This window comes from Bacteroidota bacterium, assembly GCA_016722565.1.
Classification (GTDB): domain Bacteria; phylum Bacteroidota; class Bacteroidia; order 2-12-FULL-35-15; family 2-12-FULL-35-15; genus 2-12-FULL-35-15.
Map to the genome: position 1 here is coordinate 1 of JADKIU010000004.1, position 13,054 is coordinate 13,054.

At 37.1% G+C, this 13,054-nt stretch carries 11 protein-coding genes; 1 reads left to right on the forward strand and 10 read right to left on the reverse strand.

The genetic code is table 11. The features are described 5' to 3' along the window. A partial coding sequence (locus IPP64_13045; protein MBL0330315.1) for an SIS domain-containing protein occupies positions 1-183 on the reverse strand: 183 nt, incomplete at its 3' end. Positions 184-284: 101 nt separating this feature from the next. Between IPP64_13045 and IPP64_13050 the strand changes: the two genes are divergently transcribed. Then, a complete protein-coding gene (locus tag IPP64_13050) occupies positions 285-728 on the forward strand; it encodes a hypothetical protein (GenBank protein ID MBL0330316.1) in 444 nt (147 codons plus the stop codon). 53 nt (positions 729-781) lie between these two features. Here IPP64_13050 and IPP64_13055 read toward each other — a convergent pair whose 3' ends face one another. The 9 genes from IPP64_13055 to IPP64_13095 form a co-directional block, all read right to left on the reverse strand. After that, positions 782-1,249, reverse strand: a complete 468-nt coding sequence (locus IPP64_13055; GenBank protein MBL0330317.1) for a tryptophan-rich sensory protein — start codon at positions 1,247-1,249, stop codon at positions 782-784. A gap of 1 nt (position 1,250) precedes the next feature. Continuing rightward, positions 1,251-1,718 (reverse strand): SRPBCC family protein, encoded by a 468-nt coding sequence (locus IPP64_13060; GenBank protein MBL0330318.1) that lies wholly within the window; start codon positions 1,716-1,718, stop codon positions 1,251-1,253. 125 nt (positions 1,719-1,843) lie between these two features. Continuing rightward, complete coding sequence (locus tag IPP64_13065; GenBank protein ID MBL0330319.1) at positions 1,844-4,714, reverse strand: VCBS repeat-containing protein; 2,871 nt, start codon at positions 4,712-4,714, stop codon at positions 1,844-1,846. Between the two features lie 61 nt (positions 4,715-4,775). Beyond that, a complete protein-coding gene (locus IPP64_13070) occupies positions 4,776-6,728 on the reverse strand; it encodes a T9SS type A sorting domain-containing protein (protein MBL0330320.1) in 1,953 nt (650 codons plus the stop codon). 128 nt (positions 6,729-6,856) lie between these two features. Then, on the reverse strand, positions 6,857-8,995 hold the full coding sequence (locus IPP64_13075; protein ID MBL0330321.1) for a thioredoxin family protein: 2,139 nt from the start codon (positions 8,993-8,995) through the stop codon (positions 6,857-6,859). 134 nt (positions 8,996-9,129) lie between these two features. After that, positions 9,130-9,426 (reverse strand): hypothetical protein, encoded by a 297-nt coding sequence (locus IPP64_13080; protein MBL0330322.1) that lies wholly within the window; start codon positions 9,424-9,426, stop codon positions 9,130-9,132. A gap of 95 nt (positions 9,427-9,521) precedes the next feature. Continuing rightward, entirely contained in the window at positions 9,522-10,055 is a 534-nt protein-coding gene (locus tag IPP64_13085) for a hypothetical protein (GenBank protein MBL0330323.1), read from the reverse strand. A gap of 19 nt (positions 10,056-10,074) precedes the next feature. After that, a complete protein-coding gene (gene tilS, locus IPP64_13090; GenBank protein ID MBL0330324.1) occupies positions 10,075-11,418 on the reverse strand; it encodes a tRNA lysidine(34) synthetase TilS in 1,344 nt (447 codons plus the stop codon). Positions 11,419-11,467: 49 nt separating this feature from the next. Continuing rightward, positions 11,468-12,781, reverse strand: a complete 1,314-nt coding sequence (locus tag IPP64_13095; protein MBL0330325.1) for an anthranilate synthase component I family protein — start codon at positions 12,779-12,781, stop codon at positions 11,468-11,470. Between the last annotated feature and the right edge of the window lie 273 nt (positions 12,782-13,054).

Sequence of the window (13,054 nt, forward strand, 5' to 3'; positions counted from 1 at the left end):
ATGCATAGCATCACACATCGAACCACCATTCCCGCATGAAATGACTTTATTCCCCTTTTTAAATGCATCGGAAAGTAGTTTTCCGGCAGCTTCAATCGCCTCAATATTTTTTGGCTCTCCTATAAACTGCTGCAATACCTTTTGGGCCTCGTTCAGGTTGTTCTCAATCAATGATTTGCTCATGGTTCAATTTGTTTTCAAAACATAAAATTAAGTCTTTTGGCATAACATTTGAAATTATTGGAAGGAATTTATATATTTACCCTATACTAATTGCTATACATATGAAAAAAATCTTTACTACTCTTACCTTAATAATGGCTTTTGTTGTTTCTCAGGCTCAAACAACCAAACCTACAGCAGATGACAACAATTGTTATACAAAATGGGCTCAGAAATTTCAGGACAGAGGTGCCGAAGATGTTGCAGATGGTAGTTATGCCGATGTGATTATCTCTATCCGTAATGGTTCTGATGCTGAATGTTACAATGGGAAATGTGACGTGAAAGGCGGACAAATTACAGCGATGTATATAAAATTAGAAGATGGTTCATTTGAACAAATCAAGAAAAAATCACGTTATGAAAATGTGCCATTGATAATTACTAACGGAATGTCGAGTCCGCTTTTAACAATGGAAAGCGAATTGATTAACGTACTTTTTATCAAAAAAATTAAACCGAAAAAAGCTGGATTTGTGAAGGCTGCAGAGCCAACAGATGATTAAGAAATAATATTTTTAAATGAAAGCCCTTGAGTAATCGAGGGGCTTTTTTTATGTTAGTTTAGCCACCAAATGGCTCCATTCAAGAGAGAGGCAAAACTCACCCAAAGCAAATAAGGTAGTTGTAATAAAGCTGCTGTTTTATTTATTTTATAGAAAATCAAAATCATAAAAAGAATGCTCATCCAAATCATCAGGATTTCGAGTAATGCAATTCCTAATAGGTGATATTTGAAAAACAAAAAACTCCATAAAAAATTTAAAAACAGTTGAATCAAGAAGATAATAATTGCCTTCTGTCTATGTACATGTTGCTTTTCATTTAAGATCATATAAAAAGAAATGCCCATTAAAATATACAAGGCCGTCCAAACCGGACCAAATAGATAATTCGGTGGATTGAAGAAGGGCTTGTTTATTGTTGTATACCATCCGGTTATGCTGTCGGATGTGGCAATTCCTGATACAGCTCCAATCGTGAGTGTAAACAAAATGCACATAATTAATAAAATGATTTTTTTCATATTAGTTCATTTTTCCAAAACGCTTTTCAATGGCGATGGTTCGGTAGTCAAATATTTCTTTCAATTGTTTTTTTATAATCATCGTATTTGCAATGGAACCTAGAAAACCAAAGGGTGGTTGGTAGTTTACAATATCTGTCATTAGCACACCACCTTCAATGGGTTCAATTTTGTGCTGGTGATGCCACATTTTATATGGCCCGATGCGCTGTTCATCAACAAAGTATTCATTGTCTTTTACATGTGTTATTTCAGTCATCCAGTTTAATTTAACTCCTAAAATCGGACTGACCTTATAAGTAATGATCATACCTGGATACATTTTCCCGCTGCCGGTGTTATTGGTAACAGTAAACCCCATGTGTGGAGGTGTAATCTCTTTTAAATTGGTTGGGGAAGAAATGAAATCCCATACTTCCGGAATAGAGGCTGGTATTTTTTGTATTGCTTTTAATTGATAAAATCCCATGAGAACGTTCCTATATACAATTACAAACCCCAAGAAGCTCTAATTGTTTAGAATACAGCAGCAATAGTGAAAATAAAAGCTCCGAGTGAATCACTCGGAGCTTTTTTATTCTTTTTGAAATTCGCTTATTTCGTCAAAACCAATTTCTGAACTAATTTTTGTGTGTCATTTTTAATGGTGATGAAGTAAGAACCAGCATTTAAATCAGCCACATCCACACTTACAATTTGTCCTTGTGAAGGGTTTGAAATGCTATGTGTTTTTACTAATCTTCCTGTCACATCCGTTACTTCTACCACAGTTAATGAATTCATGTTGTAACCGAATTCTACATTTACAAAAGTGCTTGCAGGATTTGGATAAATTGCAACACCATTGTTTGCTGACAATGCATTTATGCCAGTCAGAGTTGTTACAGTTGCAGTAACAGGAACGCGTGGGCTTGTACAATCTAAGTTTGGAGTTTGGATTTTCCAATCGTAGTAGTAGTAATATGCAGAACTACTAGTAGCAGAGCCTGTCCAGCCATTTGTAATATTCACTAACCCTGCAGTTGTATAAGGATAAGTTACCCCTACCGTATTTCTTTTTAAAGAAGGAGTACTTGGTTGTGTTAATCGGTATGCAACACCCGGTGTTAATGGGAAGTTTAATGTTACTACAGATGAGTCAATAGGAAGACTTCCAGTGGTCATCGTATTAAGGATTGTTCCTGTGTTGTCTCTCAATTGAATTGTGCGAGGTCCGGTTGTTGTAGCGTATACTTTAACTGAAACCAAGGTACATGGTGCAAGCACATCAAAATCAAGTCCGCCATTCACGGTACTTGTTGTTGAACCTGAACCGTTTGTTCTACCACCGTTGTTTAATGTTCCTGGGTAGTTAGTTGTTTCATCCACATAGTAAGTTGTTGTTGTACTGATTGTAGGAGTGGTGTAACTAGCACCTGTTGCAAGTGGAGCACCACCTGTTGAAGCTGTATACCAATTTAATGTTCCACCTGATCCTGCCGCAGAAATGTTGAAAGAAGCCGGGCCAGGACCTGCAGCGCCTGTTCCTGTTGGGCTAGGAGCTGCTAATACAGAAACAACTGTAGGAGCAGATGTCCAGTTTTGACACAATCCTGTTGTTGTTAAAGAATAAGTTCCTGAGGTAGTCGGGTTAATCGCTTGTGTTGTTGCAGTAAATCCAGATGGTCCGGTCCAGCTATATGCTGAAGCAGGAGTACTGGTTAATGTCAATGTTCCTGCACATGAATTTGCACCAGATGATGTAACAGTTGGTGTTTCGTTCGGGTTTAACACAGTCGTAACATTTGGAGAAATGTTGGTGCAACCAGCAGCATTCGTTACTTTAACATTGTATGTTCCTGTTGTACTAACAACAATAGAGCTTGTTGTTGCACCATTTGACCATAAGTAAGAAGTATAACCAGCCGGAGCTGTTAATGTTACAGAACCTGCAGTACAAAATGCATAAGGTCCCGGAATTACGTTTCCTGTAATTGTGCAACCGCTTTCCACAACAGTTACAAATTGATCAGCAGATAAAGGGCCTAATGTTGTTGTTCCTCCTGCTGGCCAGTCGATGACAGCAGAAGTAATGGTTGTAGCAGAACCTAAACCAAAATGCAATTGCATTGAGTTGGCAGTTCCATACGTTTCACCTGCTCTAACTTCACGAATTTGTGTTCCGAAAGAACCGGTAATGGTTACACGAGCACCAATAGCATCGTGGTTACTAGCAGTACCTGTTAAGTTAAAGGTGATGTAGTGATTACCATTTTTGTTGTTTAAATATAAAACGTCATCATCAACAGTTGAAGGTGAGTTATAAATATTTCCATAAGATGTTTGTAAATCGATAAAGCCATCGTGATTCAAATCACCTGTTGCAAAAGATAATAAACCTCCTAAGTTTGGAAGCACACCAGTTACTGGCGTAAATGTCATGTCTCCGTTGTTGTGCCACATATACCATTGTGACCCGGAAATCATAATGTCTAAATATCCATCGTTGTCAAAATCTTCAACAACGGATTCAATCGGATCGATTGATGTTACCCATCCTGTTGATGCTGTAACATCTGTAAAATGTCCGGAACCGTCATTTTTTAAAATTTGTCCGTTTTCACCATGATTGGTCATCACGATATCAAAGTCGCCATCGTTATCCAAATCACCAAAGCTGGTTGTCCAGGTTTGTTTGAAATTGGAAACCTCAATTCCATAAGTTGCTGCTTGCTCAGTATATACATTACTTCCGTTGTTTACAAACAAACGATCTCTTCTACGTTGGTCAGAAGAGCTAGAAGCAGATTGACGACAATGTGCAATGTATAAATCCAAATCACCATCGTTATCAAAATCCAACCAAACACTTCCGTAGTTTCCTGAATCGTAAGGGTCGCCACTATAAGTCATTCCCGGATTAATTTCGGTATTGATTAAAGAGGTTGTTAATGACATTGTACCTGCATTATTTTTATAAACTTTCATGTAGTCATTGTCATCACAAACGGCTAAGTCAACCCAGCCATCGTTATCGATATCACCAAAGGTGATGTTTTGAACGAAGTAAGAGCCGGATAATGTAGTTTGCGTTTTTGTGATGGTACTTCCTGACCAGAAAAGTTTTACTAAATACATGGTTCCGTTCACACCGGTAGCCACATCTTTCCATCCATTGTGATCTACATCGGCTAGGGCCATTCCCCATACGTTTGTTCCACCGGTAATGGTTCCTAAATCATAGTTTGTAAATGTACCGTTAGCATTTTGTAAATCAATCACCAATACATCGGATTGATCCATTTTAACGATGTCATCAAGACCATCGTTGTTAATATCAACAACCGAAATAGCACAACCGCTTCGGGTTAAATTTGAAATTAAGCTGTTGGAGTTAGTAAAAGAAAACTGCGCATTGGCACTAATTGCACCTAATAAACACGCTGAAGCTAAAACTAACGACTTGTGGAAAGTAGTTTTTACCATGATTACTGTTTTGATTTTATTTAATTATTTAGTTTAGAGATGAATAAAGTAAAGAAATATCTTAGGATTTTACAACTTTTTTGAAGATTATTTTGTTTCCGGTGGCGATTCTCAGATAATAAATGCCCGAAGCTTGCGGTAAATATAGGCTCATGCTTGGTTGAAACCCTAAATTTTGATGTTGCGCTTGCAATTTACCTTCAGCATTGAATACTTCGACAGATTTGATAAGTGTTCCATACTCCGAAGAGATGTAAACTTTGCCATCCATCGAAATCGTAGGCCATGCTTTTACCAACTCGTTGGATGAATAGGTTTCAATTCCTGTTGGGATTAACACATTGTTGATGCTGTCTTGTGCTACTAAAATCGGACTTTGATCGGCACTGTTGTACATGGTTTCAAAGGTGTTGATTTCTGCTGTTGAATAAGTGAACATGTGATCAACCCATTTTGGTGGAACGGATTGGAAATATACTTTGGATTTAATATCAATGTTTCCAACTGCTCCGGCCAATGGAACAGCAAAGTGAACCCAATCCACACCGCTTCCTTCAACAGAAGCCACTTTGTTAAAATCGGCATCTGCAAGCGCATCATTCGAAATTTTAACAGTGTCGTAAACAGCCGATGCAGTTGTAAATCCTAATGGTGGAATTCGGTTGTCTTTTAATAGAATGGCCGCTCGTTCCAAAACGGAAGTGAAGTTGCCTCCCACATCACCCGGAACCAATTCGTAAATTTGTGGAACATGCGATTGATTAATTACATCGTGATGTCCTTCGAAATTTGAATTTTCTCCGATAACTCGGTATTGATTATTAAAAATACCGGTTTGGAAAATCGTGTCTCCGGCTCCGTCAATCACAACAAATTGCAAAACAGCTCTGCGTGATGGATAACCGGATGGAAATTTATGTCCGGCTTTATTTTTTAACATGACTTTGAAATAAGCAGTGTCAGAGGTTGTACTCACTAACTGTAAATCAAAGTCCAACGATTTTTCTTGAAGCATCGCTGTTGTTGCAACAATGGTCGAATCAAAACTCTTGAAAGGAACCGTGATGCCTAACGCTGTTTTGTTGTTTTTAATCAAGTTCAACATAAATAAATTGGCTCCCGCAAATGTGTGTTGATTAAAGGGCGTGCGTGGTGTTAAACCGGTAAATCCATTGGCAATAATAATATATTCATTCACAGGAGGCATGTGACATGTTTGGCACTTCACATTGGTAGATGGATAATCGGAATTAACATACTCATGATACGTTGCTTGCTCCACAAAATGCCCTCCGGTAAATGCACCTGCTAAGTCAACAGATTCAGTAATCAGTGTATGACAAGCGGAACAAACTCTGGATTCATCCATGTGTGAACTATAGGTAGGAGTTAAACCTTCATACAATTGCATGGGAGCAACAAAGGGTGCAACGAAAGGACCGTAAACACTTAAACTGGTATCATAAGGAATGTTACCAGAAAACGTAAATCCAACTGTTGGTTTGATGGTATGACAGCTCATGCAGGATACGCCATCCATACCTAATGAGTCAGTTGCTAAATCGGTAAGTGAATAAAATGGTTCTCCATGAAACTTAGAGGTGAATGCACCCATTGGGGCATGGCAATCCAAACATTTATTTTGTAGAGGGCCTGCATGCGCAGGATTAACAGTTATTTCATGTGATACTTTTGCTTTCCAAAATGGATCTTTTGAAGATAATGCCATCATAGAGCTTTCCCAACGATCAACTAAATTGACATCTTCTCCCGCTTCGTTAATGTTTGCTACTTGAGCCGAATCATATCCATGACAGCCTCTGCAGCTGGTGGATGGCAAAAAATATTCTCCGGGTTCAATAGGTGCTCTTGTTGCAATTCCATTGTAGGCATCCAATTGTGATTGTGTGTGAAATTTTTTAACCGGGTTTTTAGATGCAGCAGAGTTCATAAATTTAAACCCGATTGCTAATCCGATAATGATACAGATGATGGTAATTTTTTTTATGCTCATAGTTGTTGTTTGATAAACAAATATAGAGAATAAAGGTTGGAATTAAAAGCCAAAATCGTTCAACAAGCCTAATCTTGAGATAAATCATAAACAAAAAACTCCCGAAAGGTTATTTCGGGAGTTTTTCGTTATTTGGTACTGCGCTTTTTAAATTCGTTGATTCCTTCATCCATCCAATTGATGTATTCCGGTATTCCGGATTTATAACCTCTCGGATTGGCTAGTAATTGTTCGTTATGGTCGATTAAAACATACAAGGGCTGAGTGCTTTGTTTATAAAGTGTTTCTTCCATGTATTTAAACTTATCTCCAATAGTGGTAATTTCTCTTTCTTGTCCGAACCAAAATACTTTCATGTAATCTTTTGGGTCTAATTCGGTTTTGTCGTCTACATATAAAGACACAAGCACGACATTATTATTCAGTCGTTTGGTTACTTCCGCATCGGGCCAAATAAAGTCTTCCGTTTTTCTGCAGTTGGCACATTGAAATCCTGTAAAGTCAATCATTAAAGGCTTTCCAACTTTTTTTGCATAGGCCAACGCATTTTTGTAATCGTTCTTGAAATGTACAATTCCATTTTTGCTGGTATGAATAAATGGTGCGAACTCCGGATCGATGTTACTTACATGCGCATTGCTTGTTGCGCTTGAGCCACCAAAACCATTTGGCGATTCAGAATTTTCATATGCAGGTAAAACACCACTGAACAATTTTAATGGAGCACCCCATAATCCCGGAATTAAATAAATCGTTACAAAAAACGAAAGAATGATGAAGAACAAGCGTGTAACAGAAAGGTGTTTGGTATCACTGTCGTGAGATGTTTTAAATCCGCCCAACAAATAGATGGTCATTAATCCGAAAATGACTACCCAAAGTGAAATAAAAACTTCACGTGTTAATATTCCCCAATTGTAAGCAACATCAACGTTGGATGCAAATTTTAATGCAAGTGCTAATTCTAAAAATCCTAGCACTACTTTAACAGTGTTTAACCAACCGCCACTTTTCGGCATGGAGTTTAGCATGGAAGGGAAGAAAGCAAATAAGCCAAATGGAAGTGCTAATCCGGATGAGAATCCAAACATGGCCCAGAAAGCACCGGATGTATTTCCGGATGTTGAAGCAGCCACCAATGCATTTCCAACCATCGGGCCGGTGCAGGAGAAGGAAACCACCACTAAGGCCAATGCCATAAAAAAGATGCCGGCAAAACCACCTCTGTCGCCTTGCGCATCAATTTTATTTACGAATGCGGAAGGCAAAACAATTTCAAAAGCACCCAGAAAGGAGGCTGCAAATACAAGTAATAAAATAAAAATGACGAAGTTAAATCCGGCACTGGTTGCAAAGGTATTCAATGCACCACCTCCCCATATTGCAGAGATTCCTAATCCCAGCGAAACGAAAATCACAATAATCGATAATGCATACAATACCGCATTTAATTTACCTTTCGCTTTGGTCTTACTGCGTTTTAAGAAGAAACTTACGTTCATTGGAATTAAAGGGAAAACACAAGGAGTAAACAATGCTGCAAATCCCCATAAAAAACCGGTTAATAAAATCGACCACCACGGCTTTCCTTCTAATGAGGTGTCATCTACTTCCGTTTTTAAAGTTGTTGTTTGTGCAGTTGTTGTGACCGGAACTTCTGATTTAATTTCTTTTACTTCAGTAGAGGTGTTGCTCTTATTTGTAAATGCTTTTACTACAGCTTCGGAATCAATCACAAAGGGTGTATTTGTTCCGTTGGTTTCTACAGGAACCAATTTAACTCCGCCTTTTTCACATTCTGCTGTTCCTTTAAATTTAAATTCGAAGGGGGTTGCCGGTGGGAAAATGCATTTTTCTTCTGTGCAGGCCTGGTATTCGTATTTCCCTTTTACGACAACTTCTTTATTCGCTTTTAATCTTATTTTTTGTTTGAACGTTACAGTTTTTTCAAAATAAAGAACTTCCATTTCAAATACTTTATCCATTGCTTTGATGGGTGTTCCTTCCGTTGGCTTTCCAATGGCTTCATAGTCGTTGCTTTTGTCAACAAAAATATTTGCAGGCATCGGTCCATCATTTCCACTTTGGTTAAGGGAATAAACATGCCAATGTTCTTCCATGGTTCCGGTGAACTGAATTTCATATTCACAATCACTGATTTTTTTGCTGGATAACTTCCATTTAACGGGGTCTACAACTTGCGCTGTCGTTGCGTTAAAAAGGAGAACACCGGTGAGCAAAAGAAAAAATCTAAAAATATTTTTCATGAGTAGAATTTAAAGTGCTTTTTATTTGACTGATGTAAAGATAAAAAAATAGCCCCGAAACATCGGGGCTATTTTCAAAATATTATTAGTAATTGATAGCCAAATAGTGTTAAAAAAGTTTAGGAATCAATTCATTAGGCGTTTACTTCATGTATGCGGTGAATAGGAATCACAACACCTTGCTTAAGAATCACCCGTTTGTCGGTTACTCCCCAAACAGTTGTGTTCACTTGTTTAATGCCTTCCGAATCCTCAAAAATGATTTTGATTTTATTGTGTTCGAGGTTTCCTAATTTCAAAGCTCTTTCCAGATTCGCGGTTCGGCTCTTAATTTCTTCTTTTGAATTCAGAACATCAGTATCAGGGAATTTCAATCCGCTGATATTTTCTTTTTCAACGATAATAGGCGTTGAGTTGGTTGTGTTTGTCATAGCGAGCGCGTTTTATTGTTAGAAAATAAATAGAAGCCAATATACTGATACGTGCAAATTAAGATTGCGTTACAAATTGTGCAAATCTTTTCTCTTTAATTGTTAGAAGTCAGATCTGAGAGAATTTTAAAAAACTCATCTGATTTCTGACTGCCTATGCGGTATTTCAGGCCATCCTTGTCGGTTAACTCTAAGGCGTCATTCCCTTGTGTAAAAAAGCGAATTTTATTTTTAAAATGGAGATTGTATACCGGACGATTTAAAAGATACTTGCTGTATTTGACTTTCTTTACTTCCACAATGTTGGATAAGTCGATTTTTACTTTTCTGGAGGTCCATAAGCCATCTAATATTAGGCTGTTTCCAATAATTTTTGTGTGGATATGTAAAACAAAAATCAAGATTAATGAAAGCGTCATTAAAATAATACCCATCAAAAAAAACAATTGACCGGAGTCTTCGTCCACTGGAGAGGAAGGTATTGCTACCATTGCAACATCCACCGGTTTTGGGTTTTCACTCCAATAATACAATACAAAGCAAAACATGGCGAGAACGGTGCGCCAAAGTATCGACCATTTATTATAGCCGATGTATTGTTTTTCTTCGAAAAGGATGTGCTCTTGCATGGTGCTTCAAAGTTAAGAACTAAACCCGTTCTACAAAATATATTTTTTTTGTTGTATCGGTTACTTTATATCGGTTATCGAGTCGATAGCCAATTACCCAAACAATCTCCTTGTTGGATGTCAATACCCAGCAGTTTTCTTTTTCTGGAATCGATAGTTTTTTGTCGATAAAAAAATCACTCAGCTTCTTTTTTCGATTCATTCCAAGTGGGTAAAATACATCTCCTTTTTCCCATCTTCGAATTTCTAAAGGGAACTGAAGTGTGTCAAAATCGATATTCGCAGATTCACTTGTGGCATGCAATGAATAGTTTGCGGTTTTCGAAACGCTTTTGAAATTTAGTTTCAGATCTTCCGAAATTATTTTTTTTTGACTTTTAGTAATGGGATGTGTGGTTTCTTTTACTTGTCTTGATTCTTGGGTCTTATTTCTTGATTCTATAAAAAGAAAATCTCTATCCTTAATCAATCGATGTGTTGCCGAAAAAAACTGCTTCCCCGATTGTTTGTTTAAACTTTCAATGATTTCATCTGTAGTGGATGAATTAAATCCCAGAGGATATAGAAACTCGAATAAGTAAGGTGCAATTGGGTTTAATTTTTTTAACGCTTTAATCGAAATGCGAGTTCCATTTTTGTCTTCTGTGATTATTTTAGAACGTTTATGAGTAATTTCTTTTTTATAAACTTTTTCCGTTTCACTTAAACGTTGAATGTCATCAGCAATGGTTTGGTGGATGTTTGGATTAAGCTCTTTTAGAAGCGGAATTAATTGGTGTCGGATTTTATTTCTGACATATTTATCGGAAGCATTACTGCTGTCTTCCCTAAATTTTAATTTGTTCTTTTTTGCAAAAAGCTCAATCTCTTTTTTGTTTGTAAACAGCAGAGGGCGAATAATTGAGTTTTGCTTCGGAAGAATACCATGCAATCCGGCAATGCCTGTACCGCGGATTAAATTGATGAAAAAGGTTTCAATCGAATCATCTTGGTGGTGTGCCGTGGCAATGTAGTTGTAGTCGAATTGTGATCTGATTTCTTCAAACCAATCGTATCGGAGTTTGCGTGCTGCTAATTGAATGGAAAGTTTGTTCTTCTTAGCGTATGCAGCGGTGCTGAAGGAAACAGAATGGAATTGAACATCATATTTCTCGGCAAGCTCTTCAACGAATAATTCATCGGTATCACTTTCTTCACCACGCAATTGAAAATTGCAATGAGCAATTCCAAATTTTAATCCGGCTTGGTGAAAGACTTCACACATTACAATCGAATCAATTCCTCCACTTACGGTTAATAGAATAGTATCCGTTTTTGAAAACAGTTTTTCTTTTTTAATATAGGCAGTGAAGGAATTAAGCATTGTGCAAAGTTACATTATACCAATTAGTAATTCGTAGGTTTCGTAAAAATTAGTATTTCGTTGGCGTTAGCACCTCAAACATCGCCTTCGCCTTCAACAAACATTCTTCATATTCTGCTTCTGCTTCTGCTTTGTCAGTTATTGCGCTTCCAACCATAAATGATGCGTAGTTATTTTTTGAATTGTATAAAATGCTTCGGATAACCACATTAAAATCAAAGTCACCATCGGGTGAAATATACCCAACTGCACCGGAATATAATCCTCGTTTCGTGCTTTCGTATTTTTCGATAAGTTTCATGGCACTTATTTTCGGAGCTCCGGTCATGGAACCCATCGGAAACAAACTTTTAATTATTTCCGTGAAGTTTACATTTGGAGCAATTTCGCAGCTGATGGTTGAAATCATTTGATGTACTTGTTTAAACGAGTAGATTTCACATAATTCATCCACATGTACACTTCCTTTTTTTGCAATGCGTGAAAAATCGTTGCGAACTAAATCGACAATCATTACATTTTCACTTCTTTCTTTGGCGTTGTTTTGTAAAGTGATTTTTAACTGTTGATCTTCTGTCGCATCGTTTGATCGTTTCGTAGTTCCTTTGATAGGCTGTGAAATGAGCTTATTGCCTCGTTTTTGGAGGAAGCGTTCCGGACTGGCACATAAGAGATAATGGTCGATGAATTTGCAATAGGCGGCAAATGGTGCTCCGGAGATGGCATTCAGATTTGTATAGATTTTCGTGGTATCGATGGATGCATTTTCAGCAAAAAATTCTTGACAAAAATTCACTTCATAAATGTCTCCTTTGCGGATATGTTCTTTCAGTTTATTCACCGAATCCAGGTATTCCGTTTTTGTGATTTTTGATTGAATTTTGATTGAAGGGTTGGAAGAAGCTTTTTTGCTTGTTTCAACTTGAAATGCAAAATCAACAATCTCATTCGCTTCTAATTCTGTTACAAACGCATCATCGTAAAAAACAGTAAGCGTTTTGTTCTCAATCTGTAAAACAACTTTTGGTGAAAAAAAATGGAGTAGCGGAAACCCCAATTTGTCTGCATTATCAGAGGTTAAGTCTTCCAATTCATTTTTTAAATCATAGCTCAAGTGTCCAAAATACCAACCTTTTTTTTGATCAAAAAACTGTTGTAAATCGGAGAGTGCGTTTTTTGATTGTTTATAGTTAAACTCTTGAGTTGCACCAATAGCAACGATTTTGGAGGAAATTAAATTTTTTTTGTCGTTGTCTGCTTCGTTTGAATCAAAAATGCAAATGTGTTTAAAACGCTGATTAAGCCCATCAATATTGATGTTTTGGTGTTGAGGTGTTAACGGATATGTTTGTTTTTTAAGCACGTGTAAAGATAGTTTTTCAATTCCAATTGCACGAAATTCATTTTTGTCGGATTTAAAGAAGTTCTTAGACTCGACTTTTTCTCCCACCAACAAAAAAATGAAAGATAAAATTCATTTCAGAATTTTTTTTTCTCTCTAAATAAAGGCTTTTTGGAGCATTTGTTCAAATTTATTTTGGCAATAAGTTTATCGATTTTCAGTGCATTTTTTTGTTCAAAAGCGAAAAGTTTTCAACAAAGTGGTAAATTGTGGTAAAAAGTGGGAAAATTGTTT